This is a genomic window from Amycolatopsis sp. NPDC114503 (assembly GCF_055633655.1).
On sequence record NZ_JBVKDT010000004.1, the window covers coordinates 546,667 to 568,312 of the forward strand.

Annotated in this window: 6 protein-coding genes; all 6 read left to right on the forward strand. The window is 68.6% G+C overall.

Annotation, left to right across the window (positions count from 1 at the left end):
* Positions 1–7: 7 nt before the first annotated feature.
* Genes ACZ7OI_RS19670 through ACZ7OI_RS19695 form a run of 6 tightly spaced genes read left to right on the forward strand, consistent with a single transcriptional unit; the run spans position 8 to position 21,637 of the window.
* Positions 8–241 carry a type VII secretion protein EccB gene (locus tag ACZ7OI_RS19670; protein ID WP_037812626.1) on the forward strand — a complete coding sequence of 78 codons (234 nt, stop codon included), beginning with the start codon at positions 8–10 and terminating at the stop codon, positions 239–241.
* A gap of 17 nt (positions 242–258) precedes the next feature.
* The gene (locus ACZ7OI_RS19675) at positions 259–2,739 is read left to right on the forward strand and encodes a hypothetical protein (RefSeq protein ID WP_470265621.1); all 2,481 of its coding nucleotides are present in this window, start codon (positions 259–261) and stop codon (positions 2,737–2,739) included.
* 19 nt (positions 2,740–2,758) lie between these two features.
* Positions 2,759–6,046 carry a right-handed parallel beta-helix repeat-containing protein gene (locus ACZ7OI_RS19680; RefSeq protein WP_470265622.1) on the forward strand — a complete coding sequence of 1,096 codons (3,288 nt, stop codon included), beginning with the start codon at positions 2,759–2,761 and terminating at the stop codon, positions 6,044–6,046.
* 17 nt (positions 6,047–6,063) lie between these two features.
* Positions 6,064–6,462, forward strand: coding sequence for a YbaB/EbfC family nucleoid-associated protein (locus ACZ7OI_RS19685; RefSeq protein WP_470265623.1), 399 nt, complete (start codon positions 6,064–6,066; stop codon positions 6,460–6,462).
* Positions 6,459–7,289 (forward strand): hypothetical protein, encoded by an 831-nt coding sequence (locus tag ACZ7OI_RS19690; protein ID WP_470265624.1) that lies wholly within the window; start codon positions 6,459–6,461, stop codon positions 7,287–7,289. Before ACZ7OI_RS19685 ends, ACZ7OI_RS19690 begins: the two co-directional genes overlap by 4 nt.
* A 32-nt stretch (positions 7,290–7,321) precedes the next feature.
* The gene (locus ACZ7OI_RS19695) at positions 7,322–21,637 is read left to right on the forward strand and encodes a WXG100-like domain-containing protein (RefSeq protein ID WP_470265625.1); all 14,316 of its coding nucleotides are present in this window, start codon (positions 7,322–7,324) and stop codon (positions 21,635–21,637) included.
* The last annotated feature ends 9 nt before the right edge of the window (positions 21,638–21,646 follow it).

Consider the following 21,646-nt stretch of genomic DNA (forward strand, 5'->3'; position numbering starts at 1 on the left):
GGGTGACATGGTGCAGACGCAGAAGGACCACGTCGAGGCGTATTCGTTCCTGATCGGGCGGATGACCTCGGCGCTGGTGCTCGGCGACGCGAGCCACCTCGACGTGCCCGCCCGGCGGGCCTGGGTCGGCCTGCTCGTCGGACTGGTCCTCGGCCTGCTGATCGCGGTCGGGTTCTTCGTGTACGGGCTGATCGCGCACCACACCGGCGGGGCGGCGCCCGCCGTCGGACGCCGGGCCTGAGCGGAAGGAGGACAGCCATGGAACTCTCGCTGATCCGGCGCGACGACGGCGCTGTGGAGCGCAAGACCGTGGGCAACGCGCTGGTCGTGCACCTCGCGGAGGGGATGACCGGGCAGGCGCAGTCGCTCGCGCTCGGCGTCGCGGCCGATCCCGACCACGACCTGGTCGTCGTGGACCTGCCGGTCGATTCGCCGATCGCGATGTGGGAATCGGTGGCCAAGGCGCTGCCCCGGCGCCGGCGCGGGGTGCGGCTGGTGATCGGCGGCCGCTCGCGCGAGACGACCGCGCTGGCCGGACAGTGGCTGGCCGAGCGGATCAACCGCCCGGTGCTCGCGCCGGACGGTTCGGTGATCCCGAGCGCGGGCGGCGCGCTGTTCGTCCACGCCGGACGCGGCGGCGGCTGGGTCCGCTTCCGGCCGGGGCGTCCGCCGGCCTGGGAGGCGAAGCGATTCCCGCGCCCCGCTTGGGATTCCGGGATCGCCGCCGAACTGACCCCGACGAGTTCGCGCGGGGTCGCCGAACCGCTGCCGGGCGGGTTGTGGGTCCGTCCGGTCGGTTTCGACGCTCCCCAGCGGCACCACCGCGCGGCGCTGATCTCCCGGATGCCCGCCCAGCACGACACCATGACGATCGTGCTGGGCTGCCCCGGCTGCCCGCCGCTGGCCCTGGACGACGCGGCCCGGCTGTGGGTGCAGCTGCCGGAGAAGGTGCGGGCCAAGGCGCGGTTCGTGCACTACGGCCCGATGTCGGTACCCGGTGAGGCCACCATCGGACAGGCGCTGGCGGACCTGCTCGGCAAGCCGGTCGCGTTCTACTCGGGCGTGCCGGTCGGTTCGCCGCAGCTGCCGACTTTGCGGACCGTGATGCACGACGGACGGTTCGGCTGGCGGCCGTTCACCACCGAACTCAGGTACGAACCGCGCTCGTCCTCCGCTGACGCGGTCTTTCCCGAACTGTTGTCGCACCGTCCGCCGATCCACGGGCTCGACCAGGTCTCCCCGGCGGTGTACTGGTACTCGCCGGACGCGGTGGTCGAGGTCGTGCAGTCGGGTCTGCTGGTGCGTCCGCCGCAGGACGGCCCGTCTTCGGCAGCGGTCCGCGAGATCAATCTCGACGCCGCGGTGCACAACCTGACCTTTGACGCGGCTGACGAGGGCTCGGCGTCGCGAATGCGGTTGCTGGCGGAGGATTTGCTGGCGCGGCTGGACGAGGAGACTCGCCGGATGAGCCGGGTGTTGCCTGCTGCTGCGCTGCTCGCGGAGCGTGCTCGGCCGCGGGTTGTCGCGCCGGCGTTGGAGGCGATCGAATCCGGGCATCCGCCGGTGCCGGTTGTCGCCGCGGCTCCTCCGGCGGCGTATCTGCCCGCGGCTCCGGCGGCGTTGGGTATTGCTGCGCCGACTGAGGTTCCGGGGGCGATCGCTGCTCCCAGCCCTGCCGTTGTGCCGGTCGCTCCCGCCGCTCCCGTCACTCCCGCCGCTCCCCCGGCCAAGGTCTCCGCTGCTCCTCCCGCAGCTGTGCCGTTGACCCGCATCGCTCCGGCCGACGTCGCCCCGGCGAAGCCCGTGGAACCGCCGGTCGCCAAGCCCGCGCCTCCGGTTGCGGAGAAGCCGCCGACGCCGTCCGTTCCGGTGTCCTCTTCGGACAAGCCAGAGCCCGCGCCGAAATCGGCGAAAGCCCCGGCACAGCTGCGTTTCCAGGAAACCCCCGGCGCGGAGTCGACCGCGCTGCTGCCCAAACGCGGCGCGGACAAGGAACGCCAGTGGCTGCGCAAATCGCTCGGCGCGGAGTACGGCCTGATGTCGAACACTGTCGCGCGGATCCTGTCCGAGCACCCGGGCTTCCAGGGCGTGCTGTCGACCTCGTCCTCGGCGGAGGTGCTGACCGACGCGGTGGCCGTGCAGCTTTATCTGTCCCCCAAGGGATCGACGATCGACGCCGGGCTGCGGCGCGGGGCGAACGGTCCGCACGTGCCGGTCGCCCGGTGCGTCGTCGCCGGGCTGAGCAGGTTGCCCTCGCACCGCGGCCCGGCCACCTTCGCGACTGAGCTGCCGTCGTCCGCGTGGCCGCTGCTGGATGGGCGGAAAGTCCTGACCGAATGGGGTTTCCTGAACGCGCTGACCCAACCGTCGTCCACTGTGGACGGAGAGACGGACGTGCTGGTGTGGTCAATCACCGGACGGCGCACCAAATTGCTGGAACCGGGCGAGGGCGGCGTCGAAAACCGGGTGCTGTTCGTGCCGGGGACCAGCTTCAAGGTCCTCGAAACGCGCAAACCGGCCGCGGGCGCGCGGGGCGCGGTGCTGCTGCGGGAACTGACCGCGAGCGAGATCGACGAGACCGGCCGGGTCGCGAACGACCGGGCGTCGCTGGACGAGCTGGCGATGAACTCGCTCCGGCAGACGCTCGAGACCTGGGCGGAAGCGGGCGAGGACCTGGTCCGGACCGTGATGGACGAGCAGGCGGCGGAGCGGTTCGGGGCGCTCCCGGGCCTGGCGTGAGTGCGGAGAGGCGGAGACGATGAACCGACAGCTGCTCGTGGTCGGCGGCGACCGGCCGGGTGCGTTCGGCACCATCGGCGCGGCGCTGGCGCAGGCGCAGCCGGGGGCGACGATCAGCGTCCACCCTGGACGGTACGAGGAAAACCTCGTGGTGAACCGGATGGTGTCGCTGGTGGCCGAACAGGGCGCGGGCACCGTGGAAATCGTGGCGAGCACCGGAAGCGTGCTCGTCGCGAACGCCGAAGCGGTGCAGTTGAGCGGATTCATCCTGACCGGCACCGACGACCAACTGGTCACTGTGGACGTTGTCCGCGGCGAGGCGGCGCTGGACGGCTGCCGGCTGTCCGGGGCTTCGTGGGCGACTTTGCTGGCGCGGCTCGAGGGTTCGCTCGCGCTGCGGGGCTGCACGGTGACCAGCACCGGCGGTGCCGGGGTCGTGATCGCCTCGCCGGTGCAATCGGCCATTGAGGACACTGAGATCGTCGACGCCGCGTCGTCCGGCGTGGTCGTTGCCGAGGCTGGTTCGGTGCTGCTGCGCCGATGCACGGTGCGTGGTGCGGCGGGCAACGGAGTGTGCGTCAACGGCGAAGCGGTCGCGATTGTCGAGCAGTGCGAGATCGTCGGCGCGCAGAAACCGGCGATGGTCGTGGAACAGCAGGGGCGCGCGACCATCACCGGGCTGACCGTGCGGGACAGCGCGAACGTCGACCTGTATGTGACCAGCAAGGGCCGGGTTTCGGTGGCGTCGTCGCAGTTCCGGTCGGCGCCGATGCAGGCCGCGCACATCGCCGCTTCCGCCGAACCGCTGCTGCGCGAGTGCGTTTTCACCGGGGCCGGCACGAACGCGGTGCAGGCCACCGGGACCGCCGCTCCGCAGTTCGTGGACTGCACCTTCGAGGGTTCCCCGGTCACGATCCTCGTCGACGATCAGGCACGGCCTCGGTTCGAACGCGCGACCGTGCGGGGATCTACGAACACCGCGATGTCCGTCAGCGCGGATTCCGCCGTGACCGTCGGCGGGCTGCGGATGACGCCGGAGAGCGGTGTCGGGATCGTCCTCTCCGGACAGTCCACTCTGGATCTCGCGGATGCGTCGATCGACACCGGCCGCGAAGCCGGGGTGCGGGTCACCGAGGACGCCCGGCTGACCGTGACCGACATCCGGGTCGATTCGACGGCGGACAAGGCGGTCTCGTTCGCTGGCAGCGCGCCGTCCTCGGCGAAGTCAGTGCAGGTGCGCGGCGGCGGTCTGCATGTTTCCGGGACTGCGGAAATCTCCTTGCAGGACTGCGAGATCATCGACTCCACAGTGGACGGCATCACCGTCGCCGCGGGTTCGACGCTGACCGCTTCCCGCTGCCGGGTGCGCAATGCGCGAGGCAACGGCGTGTACGTCGGCGCCCAGGCGTCGTTCACCGAATGCGAGATCCTCAGCGCGGGCGAAGACGGCTTCCACGTGGAAACCGCCGAGCCGGTCAGCATCCGCGATTGCGTGGTCAACGACGTCTCCGGCGAACTCGTGAGCGGCGAGCACGCGGACGTCGACAACCTGCTCACCGATTCCGTGCGGCCCCTCGAAATGCCGGCGGCTCCGGCAAGCGACGTCGCGGCCGAGCAGACGGTGAGCGAGGCGGCCGGAGAGGTGCTCGAAGGCCCGCTGGGCGATCTGGAGGCGCTGGTCGGGCTCGCCGGGGTGAAGAAGGAGGTCACCGGCCTGATCAACCTGATCAAGATGTCCCAGATGCGCGAGCGGATGGGCCTGCCGATGCCGCCGATGTCGCGGCATCTGGTGTTCGCGGGCCCTCCCGGCACCGGCAAGACGACCGTCGCCCGGCTGTACGGCACGGTGCTCGCCGAACTCGGCATCCTCTCGAAGGGGCACATGATCGAGGTGGCCCGCCAGGACCTGGTCGGGCAGTACATCGGGTCCACCGCGATCAAGACCACCGAGGTCGTGGAGAAGGCTGTCGGCGGGGTGCTGTTCATCGACGAGGCGTACACGCTGAGCGCGCCGACCGGCGGTTCCGGCCCGGATTTCGGGCAGGAAGCGATCGACGCGCTGATGAAGATCATGGAGGACCAGCGCGATTCGCTGGTGGTGATCGTCGCGGGCTATTCCGAGCAGATGGAGCAGTTCCTGCAGTCGAACCCCGGCCTCGCGTCGCGGTTCACGCGCACCATCGAATTCCCGAACTACAGCGTCGACGAGCTGGTCACCATCACGACCGGCCTGACCCGCAAGCACTACTACGAAATGACCGACGACGCGCTGGCCGCGCTGCGCGAGTATTTCGAGCGGGTGCCGAAGAACTCGACGTTCGGCAACGGCCGTGTCGCGCGGAAGCTGTTCGAGGCGATGGTGAACAACCAGGCGTCGCGGCTGGCGCTGTATCCGCCGTCCAAAGACATCGAGCTCAACCGCCTCACCGCCGACGACCTTCAGGCCGAGCTGACGCAACTTCCTTCCGCCGCGAAGTCGGCCGTTTCGGTCACCGCCGACCCCGCCGCAGCGGTCAAGACCAGCGCGGGCTGGAAACGCCTCAGCGGGCTGGCCGGCCAGAAATCGGTGCGGGAGAACGCCGAACGGCTGCTGCTCAAACTCGGCCGACTCACCCGCGAACGGCAACCGCTAGGCCACCAGGCCAACCTGGTGATCAGCGGCAAACGCGGCACCGGGCGCTCCGAATACGCGAAACTGTACGCGCAAATCCTCTCCGAATTCGGCATGACCCCGATGGGGCACCTGGTCCGCCGCAACCTCGCCGAAGAACTGTCGCCGCAATGGCCCGGCCAAGCCGAACACTTGGTCCGAGCCGCGGTGGAAGACGCCTCCGGCGGCACCCTGGTCGTCGACCTGGACGGCGACTGGGACACCTCGCCGCACACCCCCGGCATCGAAGCACTGGAAGCACTGTCGGAAATGATCACCCGGCGTCCAGCGGATCCCGTCGTGGTGTTCACCGGCGAAAGCGACCGCGTCGGCGAACTGCTCGCCCAACTGCCCACCCTGCGCGACGCGTTCCCGTACGGCTGGCAACTCAGCGAGTACACAGTGGACGAACTCGCCGAGATCGCCGTACGCCTGCTGATCCGACGCGGCCACGAGGTCCCCGACGACGTGCGCGACGCACTCGCGCACGAACTCTCCGCCGCGTCCGACCACACCGCGCACGCCGCGCACGAACTGGCCCGCACGCTCTCGGCAGCCGCCGCGTCGCGCACCCTCGCCGCCGCCGACCTGCGCGGCCTCCGCCCGCCCGACACCGGAGCCATGGCCCTCGGGCCCGGCCTGGCCTCGGTCGGCTGACTCTAGGGAGGAAACCGATGAGTTCGCAGCACGAACAGATGCTCGAAGACGCGATGGCCGCCTACCAGCACCAACGCGACCACTTCGACCAAGCCCGCCAGGACGTCGAAACCGCCACCAGCACCGTCACTTCCGCCCGCCGCGAGGTGACCGCGACCGTCGGCCGCACCGGTGAATTGACCGAACTTTCCTTCCCCACCAGCGCCTACAAACGCATGGCCCCCGCGGAACTCGCGTCGGTGATCGTGCAGACCGTCTCCGCCGCGCGGCAGAAATCGGTCGCCGCAGCCGCGGAATTGATGGCCCCGATGCTGCCGCCGGGTATTTCCGCTCAGGACCTGATGAGCGGAAAAGTGGACGTCAACGCCCTGTTCTCGGCGCGAGTGCCGGGATTCGACGAAGGGAATCTGCCGTGACAGACCAGTTTTTCGTCGACGCCGACGGGCTGGACGGTGGCCGCGACGGCTTCGACGGCAAGAGCGCCGAACTGCGCACGCTGGCCCAGCTCGTGCAAAGCCTGGCGAATCCCGGCCGGATCGAGGACGCGGCCGGAAACGACAAGAACGGCAACGAATTCTCGAAGACGCACATCCAGTCGGCGGCCGAGATCTACAACGGAATCAACGCCTGGGCGCTGGCGGTGGAAGCGACGCGCGACGCGATCGGCGACATGGCCACGTCGTTCCGCGAGGCCGACCAGGGCGCGTACGACGGTTCCAACGCCCTGTTCAAGAACTTCACCGACCTGAACCACAAGGTCCGCAAAGCCGACCCCGGCGGCACCGACGCACCCCCGACCGAGTACGGGCGCGGCGTGCGAATCCAAGGCAAACTGCTCGGCAAAGACCGGGAAGCCGAAGACGGCGGCGGCTGGACCCCGGCCAAGACCGCCCGAGCCCAGATCCCGGACCGCGGCCAGGAACCTCTGCCTTCGAAACCGGGCGAGGAACCTCGGCGCTTGAGGCGTCTGGCGGTCGAGCGCCCGGTCCAGCACAAGGTGCTGAGGCGCGAAGGCGAGGTCACCCCGCTGCGGCCGACCGAATCGACCGTCTTCGTCCGCTCGGAAAAACCGATGCATGCGGTCGAGGACAAGATGGAGACCCCCGAGGGCGAAGTGACCACCCCGACGCATCCGCTGGAGCCGACGGAGGCCTGGCTGCCCGCTGTGGAAGGCGCGGGTTGGCAACCGGCGAAGTCGATCCCGGCCCAGCCCGCGATCACCCCGGAAGAACCCGTTTCCTGACTTTTTCGCTCCGCGCAAGGAGGTGACCCGCGATGAGCCTCATGGTGGACCCCAGCCTGAACTGGGTGTTCTACATCATCGCGGGTGACGCCTGGCCCCAGGGCGACGAGGACAAAGCGCGCGAACTCGCTGCCGAATGGGACCAGGTCGCGCAGCAGATCTCCGCCGCGGGAACCGGTTTCAGCCAACTGGCGGAACAAGTGGTCTCCAACGTCGGCGGCGACGTAGCGACCAACTTCGCCGACTACGCCAACAAACTCAGCACCATGGGCGCCGGTTTCTCCTACCGGGCCCAGCAACAAGCCGCTGCTTTACGCGAATACGCCCTGAATGTGGAAAACGCCAAATACGGCATCCTCATTTCCATCGCGGTCACCGCCGCGGACCTGATCTGGGCGATGACGAACCCGTTCACCGCCCCGCTGATCCCGGGAATCTGGGCCGCAGGCCGGACCGCGGTGATGCAGATCGAACGCTCGCTGATGTCGCGGTTGATGAGCCTGCTGTCGAGGGTCGCGCGAGAGGCCGCGCAGGAAGCCGCGGAAGAGGCGGCCGAGGAGATGCTGGCCGAGTTCATCCAGATCGCGCAGGGGAACCGGGACGGCTTCGACTGGAAACAGATCGGCCAGAACGCGGCGCTGGGCGCGATCGGCGGGGCGTTCGCCGCCGGCGCGCACAGCGGTCTGGGCAAATGGGGCCACAACGTCTTCGGCGCGGCCGGTGTGGAAGCAGCCACCGAGGTGGTCGTCGGCTTGGCCGGCGCCGGTCTGTTCGGCGGTGACCTGGACAGCCTGGGGTGGGGAGCCCTGAACGGCGGCCTGAGCGGTGCCGCCACGCACGGCGCACATCACGCCGGGCAAAACCTCCACGACAAACTCACCGGCGGCGGCAAGGACGGCGGCGGGACGGGGAAGGGCCCGAACGATCCCGGCGGGGGCGGCGGGACGGGGAACATCAAGGTGGACCCGGTCAACGGGCCGGGTTCCTCTGGCGGCTCCGGTGATCGGGGTGGCGTCGGTTCCGGCGGTTCCGGTGGATCCGGCAATAACACCCCGCACGGCGACGGCCAGAACAACTCCCACTCGCCCAGCACCACCGCGACGAACAACCAGCCCCCGGCGACCAACTCCACCTCAACGGGCGGCCCCAACCCCACAAGCGGCGGCACCTCGCCCGGAAGCCAGAACTCCCCCAACGGCTCCCCTTCCACCGGCGGCTCCGCCACCGGCCCGAACTCCGCGAGCGGCCCCAACTCGCCCAGCAGCCCCAACCCCGCAGGCAACTCGGGTTCGGCGAACGGCTCCACCTCCGCAAACGGCTCGCACTCGACAAACGGCGGCACTTCCACCGGCGACCCCAACCCCGCCGCCGGACCGAACTCCGCGAACAGCCCCAACCCCGCAAGCAACTCAAGTTCGGCGAACGGTTCCGACTCCGCAAGCAACTCGCAGTCAACCGGCGACGCCAACTCCGCAGGCCAAAACCCCACCAGCAACTCGACTTCACCGAGCAACCCCACCAGCGGCTCGAACTCCGCAGTCAACCCGGACTCGGCGAACAGCTCCCTTCCCCCCAGCGACTCGCAGTCACCCGGCAACGTGAACGCCGCGAGCCCCAACCCCACAGGCAGCTCGGACTCGGCGAACCCACCCCACGACTCCAACCTCACCAGCAGCAACACCCCCGCAAACGGCTCGGCGAGCAACACCCACCAGAACTCCCCCTCGCCCGGCAGCACCGCCACCACTCCCGGCAGCTCCCACCACGACGCCCCCGCCACCGGCTCGAACCCGCCCGGAGCCCGTCCCGGCACCGAAAACCCGGGCGGCCCCAACACCACCAGCCCGAGCGGCACCCCCAACCCCCCAGCCGCCAGCCCCAGCACGAACGGGCCCCAGGGTCCCGGCAGCACGACCGGCAATCAGGGCCCCGACTCCAACTCCACAACCCACCCCGGTACGAACAGCAACCCCGGCCCCAGCACCAATCCGGCCCACAACCCGGAATCCGCCCCCGCCAACCAAGGCACGAACGGCACCGATCACCACGCCGCCCCGCCCCCGTCCACACCGGACTCGGTCAAAACCGAAACCCCCACCCCACCACCGACCGCAACACCATCCACACCGGACTCAGTCCGGACCGAAACCCCCACCCCACCACCAACCGCAACACCATCCACACCGGACTCAGTCCGGACCGAAACCCCCACCCCGCCGCCGACCGCGACACCGTCGGCACCGGAGTCCGTCAAACCCGGAAACCTCGACTCCACCGGCACAAACGGCCAGCCCCTTCCCTCCACCGGAGGCCGCGCCCCCTCACCGCCAGCGGCCAACGGCAACCACGCGCCCACCCCGCAGCCCGACACCGGCCTCCCCGGCTTCAGCGGCAACCGGACCGCGGATCCGACGCCCGCCACAGCCCATCCCAGCCAGCCGGACGGCTCCGCGAACCCAACGACTCACCCCGGCCCGGAGTCCGCCCCGAACTCGTCCGGCCACCTCACCCCGGCCCCCTCGACGAACTTCACCGGCGCTTCGAACACCTCCCTCGGCCCGAACGCCACCACCTCCCCGAACCCGGCCGCCAACCACGCCCCGGAGACCAGCCCGTCCCCCGGCTCCGTCCGCGCCCCGGGTTCGACCGCCAACCCCAGCAGCCCGAACTCCAACCCCAGCTCGAACCCGGCCGCCGCCCCGCAGCCCAAGCCGGTCCCGCCGCCGACGTCGACCAGCGTCAAAGGCATCGACTCGTCCCCGGTCCCCGCCCCGAAGACCACCGTCAACGGCCCGAACCCCACGCCGGTCACCACCGGACAAACCCCGTCGCACGCCTCGCCCACCCCCAACCCGAGCCCCCAGCCGACGTCGACCGCCGGTCCCCACCCGGCAACTGGCGGTCCGGATCAAAACCAGTCCACCAATGCGAAACCGACCGGCGGCCTCAGCCCAACGTCGAACCCCTCAACCAACCCCGAACCCGCCGTCAACCCGAATCCGGCGACCGGCGCGAAGCCCACCCCCGAGCCGACCCCGGGCAACACCGCCCCGCCCAAGAACGGCCTCAAGCCACCCCCCGCCCCGGCGAAGCCGATCAGCACCGAACCCACTCCCGCCCCCCGCTCCCGCGACAACGCCGCCGCACGCCGCGACCTCCACACGCCGGTCGCCGCACCCAAAAAGCCAAACCCCCAGAACCGCGACCTTCACACGCCCGTCGCCGCACCCAAAAAGCCAAACCCCCAGAACCGCAACCTCCACACACCCGTCGCCGCACCCAAAAAGCCGACCCTCGCCGCACCCACCGGCCCCGGTCCGAACGTCGGCAAACACCCTCCGGTCACCGGCGGCAAGGGAGACTTCGCTCAGCACCACAAGAACTTCAAGTTCACCGTCGTGCACGAAACCGGCATCATCGGCAATCTCGGCACCCGCAACGAGGACAATCAGAGCAGCATCGGCGTAGTGGCCACCGTCGCCGCGACCCCGGACGACAATCTCCGCACCCTCGCGGAGAAGTACTCCACCGGGTTCACCGGAAACTCCTCCGACGGACGTTTCGGCCTCGTCATCGGCATCAACGGAACACCAGGCTCGGAACAAGCGATCAACCAGAAAATCCAGCAATTCCAGAATACCTGGGACAACCGCTTCCCGGTAGCGATCATCGGGTTCACCTGGAAACATCCGAGCAACCCGGTCGTCGACCAGAAGACCATCCCCTACGGCGGCATCCGCGAAACGATCGCGCGGAATCCGGTCACCGAGAAGCTCGCCGAGCAGATCCGCGAAGCCGGTGGCGACAACGAGGTTTACCTGCACACCGGCGACGCCGACGTTCACTCCCTCGACACCCGCACCGGACCGGTGTTCGACGCGGTCGACACCGCGGTCCAGCAGAATCCCGAGGGTCCGCCGGAGGTGATCAGCGGCGGTTATCACGTCCGGCCCGAGGACGGGGACCTCGCCAATCGCGCGGCGCAGTTGGATCTTGACGTTCGGCAGGCACTGGCCGGAGTCGACTCCCGAGCGATTTATTTCCCGGAACCGAATACCTTCTTGCGGATGCCGGGGAACAAGCTCGAGAACGACGTCACGTTCGGCATCAAGAACCCGAACACCGGCAGCTTCGATTACGGAGCCAAAGAGGGACGAGGCATCGTCGATTCGGTTCTGTCGCAACGCAACCCGGGCTGGCAATACAGCGACCATCCGACGGCGATCGCGAAATTCTCCTCCGATCTGGCCATCCAGACCGACGGATCGCGCATCGCGGGCAAGGTCGGCACCGACCCGAACGGGATCACCGCGCTGGCCCAGAGTCATGCCAACGAGACCAGGTGGTCCGACCAGATCGGCCATTATCTCGGCAATCACACGACTCTCGACCCCAACCTCGCGAAGATCGCCGCGAAGGCCGCGTTCCACGGGATCACGCCGAGCGGGCCTACGCCCAGCAGGCCGGAGGTGTTTTCGGACGTCGTCGCGAATCTGCCCAAGAACGAGCGCACCTCGCTGGTCAAGGGCATGAAGGAGAACGTCGAGGACGGCAAGAAGCTCGCCGATCTCACGCTCGCGACCCGGCAAGCCCTCGTCGACAATCTCAGCGGCAACCGTCCGGCAAACACGCAGACTCCTGCTGCTGCGCCAAAAAACAACGGGCAGGCAAAGGCAGCGCCGAAGCCGAACCCGAAGACTCTGCCGGGGCCGAAGGACTGGAACGGCCGCCGCGACACCGCCCCGGTGACGAGGTTCTCCTCGGAGCGGTTCGATCCGATCAAGAAGATCGCTGAGCAGTTCACCGGAAACCGCGCGGGGCTGAAGGGCGGGCAGCTCGCCGGCGCGATGGCGCACATCCGGTTCGACGTGCGCCGGTTCGAGATCGCGCCGGGACAGTGGGTGCGCGAGCACACCATCCCGATCGACCTGACCTCGCATTCCGGATCAGTTTCGCCTGAGCAGCGCGAACAGTTCATTCAGGAACTGCGAGACCACCTCGAAGAATGGGTCAACCAGTCCTCCCGGCTGCCCGGCGGCGACCAGCTGCACCTTCGCCTCGACGTCCGCGTCGCCGACGACATCCACCCGGACGACACCGGCTGGCAGGCCGACCCCCGCCGCCGGATCCCGGTGAACCTGCACGATTCCACTGTGGACCCGAACACTCCGGAGACGAACCAGCTCAACTGGGACGTGCACGACTCGGCCTTCGGCGTCACGCATGAGCTGATGCATTTCCTCGGCCTCGGCGACGGCTACAAAAACGACGAAATGCTCTTCAACCGCGGGGACCAGCCCGGCGTGATGGGGCCGGACGCGTGGCACGATTCGCGGCTCAACCAGGGCAATCTCGACCAGCTCGAGGCCGTCTCGAGCACCGCGAACATCCGCGATCACCACCTCGGCGACTCCCCCGCGCCAAAGCCGGAGCCGGAGCCACAGCCGCACCACGACAACCCTCGCTCGCAACCCGACACGGACGGCAAGCCGAGTCTCCACACGCCGATCAAAGCGCCGCAAGAAACAAATCCGCAGCAGGGCGACGCTGTACTGGTCGCGGACGAGCAAACCGAGGAACCGCCGGACACCCGCCCCCTCGCGGACCGGCTGCCCGAGTTCGTCCGCGACGGCAAGGCGCTCGGCTCGGTGGTCCCGGTCGACGTCCGCGGCGCGAAGGACGTCGGCACCAGCATCGAAAACCTGATCCGCCGCCTGAACCCGAACCAGCAGAACCCGCCGCGGACGCACGGCATCGACGCGATCACCGATTCCCTCGCCGGCCCCGAGTTCGAGTCCTTCATGGGCGACGGTCGCAAGTCGATGGTCCGAGTCGGCGAGAAGTGGCACGAGGTGCACGTCACCGCGGAACCGGACTTCAGCGAAGTGAACGCCGACCAGATCACGAAACTGCCGCAGCCGACCATCGGCGACGTCAAGAACGAGGTCAAGACCACCCACGCGAGCCCGAACACCGACACCACCGCGAAGGCCGTCGGCAGCTCGTACTTCGCGATGTTCCCAGCAGGCCCGTACGCGTCCGTCGGCGGTACCGCGCAGCTCGCCAGCCCGTCGGCGGAGCACACCGGCACCACGACCGGCACCGAGCAGCGCGTGATCCGCACCGCGGGCGACATGCAACGGGCCGACGCTCCGGTGACCTACCGGATCACGGTGCGCAACGAAACCGGCGGGCTGGTCGGTTCCACAGTGGATGGACAGGTCGGGCTGGTTCTCTCCACCGACCTGGCCAACCTGAAACAGGAACCGACGGCCGGTCCGGCGGAGCCCAAACCGGACTGGGCGAAGAAGATCGAATTCCTCTCTCCGGAAGCGGTCGATTTCGACGAGAACGCCCTCTTCGATCAGGTAAGCAAGAACCTCCACCCCTCGGTGACGAAATTCGGCGCCCCTGGCCGCACCTCGCTGCGGGAATTCCTCAGCCGCGGCGGGGTGCGCAGCATGCTCGGCACCGCGATGCAGGGCAATCCGGTGGTGTCGAACGACCTGCTCAGCCCGCACGGCGCGCACCGCGAAGCCGTGCAACTGGCGGTGCGGCCCACGAACGTCGAATACCTCGGCACGATTCCCGGAGACAGCGAACTGCGGTTCAACGACTCGTCGGTGAACGGCGGAAGCACTGCTGTCTCCTCCAAATACGGCGGAGAGGCCAACGCGATCTTCGGCGGCGGGTCCTATGTGCCCGGCACGGTCGGCGGCGTCGGCGGGGTCAGCGGCAGCTATTCCCGGAAGGTCAGCCAACAGTCCACCAGCGGCACCAGCTTCACCAACAAGTCCACAGTGAACGCGAAGGGCGACATCGGCCTGTACAAGGTCACCGTCGACCTCGATGTCACCACCTCGAACGGCGAGAAGACCACCGTACAGGCCACTTCGTACACCCGGATGGGCTTGCCCGAGGCGAAAGCCCAGGGACTGCCGGTGCCGAAGACCACCCCGACGAAGTTCAAGGACGTCGGCGTCCGCTACGAACCGCCGTACCTCGCGGCGGCCATGGCGGCGGGCACCGCCCGGCCCGGATCGTTCGAGCCCGCGACGCGCGTCCAGCCGCAGATCGAGAACGCGCTGCGGAATCTGCCCGGCGCGGACAAATTCCTGCCGCGCTGGGACCAATTCCAGAGCGACAAACAAGGCTCCAGCCGGGACATCGCCGACCGGTTCGCGAACCTCCGCAAGATCACGTCGACGTTCTCGGTCGCCTCGCTCCGGGGCAAAATGGACAGTCTCTTCACGCAAGGCGTTTCAGCGCAACTGAAGCGGCGCGGGCTGTTCACCGACGAGTACATCAACGTCACGGTCAAGGCCAAGCCCGGTCCTGGCCGTCATCTCGGTCAGGCGGACGGCCGCTCGGTCAAGAACAGCAACGAAACGAGCCCCTCGCTGACCAGCGCGACGACCACCGAACGAGGCTGGTCGGTCGGCGTCGAAGGCCGGGTCATCATCCCTGGCGCCACGGCGGGCGCGAACCTCGGCATCAGCCCGACCGTGACCCCGCTGCAGTACTCCGACAACCGGACGTGGAAAAACTCCGGCGGCCCGACGGTGACCACGACGACCGGCAAGGGCGGCAGCCCGAATTCGCAGGTGTTCGAACACGACGTCGAGTTCGAGGTCGAGATCACCAGCTACACCCGCAACCGGCCGTGGGTGCGGCGGCTGACGCCCGGGTCGCCGTTCCGGGTCACGCCGAAGGTGTCCACAGTGGCCAAAACCGGCGACCCGGATCTGCCGCCGATCTCCGGCAAAGTCGATATGTGGATCAACGACGGCACGGCACTGGCCAAGGACCCGTCCGAATTCAAGCCGGGCAAGCCGGGCGTCGTCTCGATGACCCCCAACGAAACCCCGAGCATCGACGACCTGCTGACCCAGCAGCAAAACCAGACCACGCCGAAGTTCCTGCACGTGGAAGCCTTCGCCAACACCGAGGCGCTGCGGGACGAGGCGCTGCGCCAGCTCCAGCGCGCCGCCGGCGGCGACGCGGTGCTCGGGCTTCCCGGCAGCGAAGCCCGTGCTCGCGTGGACCGGATGTTCTCGCCGGAGAACTTCCGCGGCCTCACGCCGAAACTCCTGAAGCAGGGCGGGACGGCGAACGGCTTCCGCTACGAACGCCGAGTAGCCGACCGAGTCGGCGGTCTGGGCATGGGCATCTCGCTGAGCAATCCGAAACTCGTCGCGGTGTCCGAAACGGGCGGCGGCGACCGCACGTATTCCGGCGGCTCGAAGGCCAGTTACGAGGGTACGCAAAAGAAATCCATCGAAGCCAACGTCCAGCTCGGACTCACCGTGCGGCCGACCGGCACCGACACGCACGGCCAGGGTCAGCTCTTCGGCACCGCGAAGTGGAGCCCATGGCAGCGCAGCTCCGGTTCGTCCCATGAGATCACCGCGAGCATCGACCACACCAATCGGTCCTCTTCGGACAGTCGCACGGTGCTCGTCCAGTACGACAGCAAGGTCCGGCTGATCGCGGAAAGCCGCCAGGAAGGCTTGGTCAACGGCTCGATCTCGCGAGCGGGCGCGGACGTCCAGCTGCCGGGTTCGGTCTTCGTGGCGATGACCGAGGACGAGGCTCGTGCCGAAGGATTGCTGCCGCCGGTCGAACCGCGCACCCCGGCGCCGGGCAAGCTTTCGGCTCCGCCGCTCGTCGGCGGCAAATCCAGCTCGCTCGGCTCGGCGGTGCTGGAGGACGCTCCCAACCTGTCGAAGCTGGTGCAGGACGCCCGGCAGCAGCTCGGCAAGCTCGGCGACAAGCTGCTGCCGAAATCGGTGCTGGACGATTCGATGAACAACCTCCAGCGGACCCTCGACACCGCCTCGCCGGAAGCGGTCACGTCTCTTGTGGACGGTGCGCTGGACGGCGGCGTGTCCCTGGTGGCGCAAGACCCGGGCGTGCTGTGGACGGACAACTACCAGCTGCTGCTCAAAGCGAAGATCCTCGACACCCGGTTCCTCGACGTGAAACACGACGGCAGCGAGATCGACCACGTAGTCAATTCGACCGTTACGGACAAAGAGAATTCCGGCCGCGGTTCGTCCTACGGCGGGCAGATCCGCGGTGCCGGCCGCGGCCTGTTCCAGGACAGCCAGCCCAAGGTCAGCGGCTACGACGGCGCGTATCTGGGAGCTTCCGGGACCCGCGCGAAGAGCGACCAGACCGTCGAGAACAAGGCCACGACCACGGCGTTGACCTCGTCCTCGAGCGGGCCGTCGGCGCGGTATCAGCACCAGGTCCAGTTCGAATTGGTCGTCGCCAGGGACGGGCGCACCTACCCGGTCGCTTCGCAAGAGGCGACCGTGACGTCCAGGTCGTCCGCTGACGACCACAAGATCTCCGGTGACGAGCAGTACCACACCAAACTGTACGGATCTCGGACCACTGAACTCAACGCCGCGGAGTCCACTCCGGACCGTCTCGCAGCGTGGCAGCAGGAAGGTTTCGGCCCGCTGCCGAAGTCTTCGACTGTCGAAGGCCTCCGCGGCGCCGCGGACGTGCGAGCCGGCGCCCTCCGCGCTTTGCGGCTGGCCGGCGCGGGCAACGGTCTCACCGGGCCCGGCACCGGCGCGCACAACACGCTCTCGTCCTCGATCACCAACGAGACGCTGCAAGCACATCTCCCGAACATGGTCGGCAAACCGTTCGCGACTCCGGACTTGCATTCCTCCGCAGTGACCGGCAGCAGCCACGCCTCGGTGAAGGTGTACACCCGCGTGGTGAAACCGGATCTGGTCGGGCTCAGCGATTCGGTGAAACTGGAGCGTTCGGACCAATCCGGGTCGACCTTCACCGGCGAGGCCAAGGAAACGGTCACCGGCGAACTGCAGGGCAATGTCGGCACGGGCGGCATCACCGACCCGGGCCGGAACACGCATGCCTGGGGCGGGCTCGACGTCCGGAGCCCGGTCGGCCAGAGCGATCCGACGTCCAGCACCGCCGCCGCGCAGCGGTCCGTCGTCGGCAAGGACAAGGGCCGGACCGGTCTGGTCGGGCTGGACGTCGAGTACCGGATCGTCGCGACGGTCGACGGCAAAACCGCGGCGGTCGAAGTGCGGGTGCCGCAATCTTCGCGGACGCGGATGAGCGAAACCGACCTCGAGCAGTCGCTCGGCCAGCCGTTGCCCGAAACGCTCGCTTCGGCGCAAGACACAGTGAAGAAAGCCGCCGAGGATTGGCGTACCGCGGAAGAGGAACTCGAGAAGGCGCAGCGCGATTTCGATGACGCGTGGCTGTCCGAAAACGACAATATGCGCACCACGACCGACGGTGCACGCGGGCTGAACCTCCCAGTCGACGGCAATCCAGTACAGCAAATGCGGCAAGCGGTGCAGACCGCGCAGAACGAGGCCCGTGACGCGGGCCAGGCATTGCGGGCGGGCAACGACGAAATCGCCCGGCTCAACGAACTCGACGAGCAACTGCTTTCGCTGGCTCTCGGCGAAGAACCGGGTTCCGTCGCGCAAAGCGATCTGGTCGCGCGTGCCTGGGACACGCAACGGCAGACCCAGCAGATCCGGAACGAGCAGGCCGAACTGGTCCGGCAGCGGCAGGCGGCGCAGGACCGCGCCGCGGAAATCCTGGCCGTGCTGGACGAGTACCGCAACAATCACACCGACCACACCGCGCGGCAGGACGACGCGAACGACCGGATCCAGCAAGCCAGGGAGAAGGCCGACGAGGCGCTGCGGAAGTGGTGGCAGGCCAAGTCCGAAGCGGACAGCCAGATCGCCGCGCACACCTGGCCGCGGCCGCCCGAGAACACGCCGGAACAGCACCGCGAAGGCACTGTCGAGGCGAACGACACGGTGTCCGGTTGGGACACTGACACCGATCGGCCGTACAGCTTCGACCCGGCCGAGATCCAGGTCCGGACGATCAGCGACAGCTCCGGCCGGGTTCGCGCCGTCTCGTTCCTCCCGGCGAACGAGCACACCGAAAGCGTCGAACGAGACTGGGTAGCCACCAACTCCAGGACGGTCAGCACGCTTCCGGAAGGCGCGACGCCGGACAAGTTCGACCCGCTTCTGAAGCAGGCCAACACCACCGGGGCCACGCCGGACCTGTCCGGACGCCGGTTCGGCGAGTGGGCCGACCACACCCCGGCACCGTGGGACGACAACTCTCTGTTCGTCTTCGCCCACGGCCGCGAGCAGTCGGTCAAGGTGACCTTGCTGGGCGGTCAGACGGTGCGAGTCGACGGCGATACCTTTGCCCGGATCGTGGCGCAAGCCGCTCCGCTGGCCCAATCCCACTCGGTCACGCTCATCGCGTGCAGCACCGGCCAGACTGAAGGTCCGGGCGGTGTCGCGCACGATTTCCAGCGTGCGCTCGGCGAGCTCGGCGGACCGTCCACAGTGCACGCACCGACGAAACCTGCTTTGTTCGGCCGGGATTCCGCAACGCTCGGCAAGGCGATCGGTGCCTCGCACGCTTTCACCGCTGTCACCGATGGCGGCCACTTCCGCACCTTCGGCGATTCTCCAGAACTGTCCACAACAGACTCTGTCCCGCCCGCCGAGGAACACCGCTATTCCGCGCCGGAGGATCTGGTCGCCGACCTGCGCCAGACCGCAGTCGACAATCCGCCGCCGGCACCGCTGCTCGGACCGGACCTGTTCGGCCTGTACCGCGCCCCCGAACCGCCGGATTTCCTGCGCGGACACGACTTCCGCAATCTCACCGCCGGACAGGGCATCAGCTTCCTGGACCTGCTGGACCTCGCCAAGGGCTACCAGCTGAGCAGCGAACACCTCGACCCCGCGCACCTCGAGGACAATCGCGACTGGACTCTGGAGAAAGAACGTCCGGACGACCGGCTGGCCACGTGGGCGCCCGGCGACGTCGCACCTCTCGCCAAGACCACCTCGACCCCGCTGCTGATGCACGCCATCTGGCTGGGCGGTCCGCTCAAGGACACCGGCACCATGCACGCCTTCCGCCGGAATTTCGGCGACGCGGCGGACCGCCTCGGCGACGGCATCGTCCCCGTCCTGTGGACGGACGTGCCGCGCTGGCAGACCGAACTGGCACTGACCACCGCCGCCCCGGAGGAGGGTCCGGACCCGCTGCACGACGTCCGGGATCTGCTGCGGTGGGCGGCGGAGCACCGAGTCCAGCTGATCAATGTGGACGAAGTGTTCACCAGCGAGCATCCGATGCGGACACAAGAGTTCTACCTGTCCGAACTGGCCAAGCAGACCGGCCCGGGTTTCGCGGCGGCGAGCGACATCCTGCGGCTGGAACTGATGCACCGGTTCGGCGGCCTCTACACCGACGGGGACAACGTCGTGCACGGCCTCGACGACGTCGTCCGCGCCGCCGAGTCCGACGCCGGCTACGCGGTGCACCGGGTCGGCGGGAATATAGCGAACTCGGCGTTCACCATGTCGAAAGGACATCCGTTCGCCGCGTCCTATTTGGACCAGCTGCGCGAGAACTACGGGAAGACCCAAGCGAACCTGATGCCGCGCGAGGTCGACTCGCTCGGCCAGGGCTTCTTCGCGACGCCGATGGGCCGGGTGCACCGGCAGTCGGTGATGTACCGCTCCGGTCCGGTCGCGATGACCGAAACGGCCCGGCGGATCGGCCTGAACTCCGCGCTCGAACTTCCGGGCATGACGGAGATCCGGATGAACAGCGACCACAGCTGGCTCCTGCCGCCGCAAGGCGATCCGGCTCCGCTGTCGGACCGGTTCGAGACGCTGGAACTGACTCAGCGCGTGATCCAGACGCTGGTGCGCGGCCTGTACAACCGGGACGGGGACCTGCATCTGACCGCAGTCGAACCCGCAGTGCGCCGGCACGCCGAGCCGGATCTGGTGTGGCAGGCGGCTTTGTCCTACATCGCGGCCGACCCGGGTCTTTCCGCTCTGGTCCGCACTGTCACCGACCGCAGCAGTTACACCGGCGAGGTGCACGACGTCCCGCTGCCGCCCGCTGCCCGCGCACTCCTGACCATTGACGACAGCCGCGTGCACTACCACCTTGGCGAAGTCCAGCGCGCCGCCACCCTGCATGCGAAAGACGCTGTCCTGGTGGCAGATACACCGCTGGAGAACCTGATCTCCCGCCTTCGTTCGACGGACGGCCCGGTCCCGCCGATCGAGGTCACCGGAACCGGACCGGACGGCCGCGCACAAGCCACCGCCGCGGCCCGCGAACTGGCCGGGCATCTCGCCGACGCACTGGGCACCGACGTGCTGGACCGCGTCCCGGTGAAGATCCGAGTGTCCGAAGGGGACGGTCACGTCAAGATTTCCCTCCCCGCTGTCGAGATGTCGACTGGCACGCCAACGCCAAGGGTCTTCCGCGGCTTGAACGACGGCGGCCCGGCACCCGCAACACCTCAGGAATGGACGCACAACGGCCGTACCGTCGGGGTGCATTACTCACCGTCCGATGTGTCCGTCCCTAATGGATCGTCCTTCCTGACCACCGACGCGACCGCCGTCAAAAACTTCACCGAGCAGTTGCGCACCGACGGCACCGACCGTCCAGCCGACGCGGTCGCCGTCCGGTTGTCGGCTGCCGAACACCCGACCGCGGACTACCTGCTCAGCGGCGACTCCCGGGATCTGCTGCTCGAAGAGCTGGTGCGAACCGCGACGCACCACTGGTGGTTCCGCCCGACCCCGCCAGCCGGGCCGATCGCGCTGAGCGACCGGGACGGCACCGCCAAACTGCTCGGCTGGGTCCTCGGCGAGCGAAGCCGCGGCGCATCGGCGGCTTCCCTCGCCGAGGACGTCGAACGGCACGAACGACCGGACCTGATCTGGGCCGCCGCCCGCGAACTCGCCGCGCTCCACGACGACCTGACCGAGCAGCACGCCGTCCTCCATCTGCACGGCGTGACCGACACCTTGCTGGGCAAGCCGGACGCCGCCGCAGTGCTCTCCGACCTCGCCGAAGCGACCCGGGACGGCGCGGACGTCACCCGAATCGCCGAGGCGGTCGAGGTCCTGGAACGGCACGGCACCCTGGACGCCGTCCTGAGCGCCCCCGGCGGCCGGGCCTTGCTGCTCGAGGAAATCGCCCGGCTCGCCGACCGTCCGAACCCTGACGCCTATGCCCGGGACCTGGCCACCGTCATCCGGAAACTGGCCGCGGAGAACCTGCCCGCGGATGCCTTCCGCGCCGCACTGCGGAATGCGCTCGACGGCCCGAGGACCCGACCGACCCTGCACCGGCTGAGCGTCGTCGGCCTCGGTTGGCTGGACCGTTGGCACACGGCCGCCGCCATCCGCCGGTACCAGGCTGAGGAACGCGCGGCATCCGCCCGCCAGGCCGCTGAACTGGCCGAACTGGCGGAAGGAGGTCCCGGCCGTGCGTGACCGAACGGT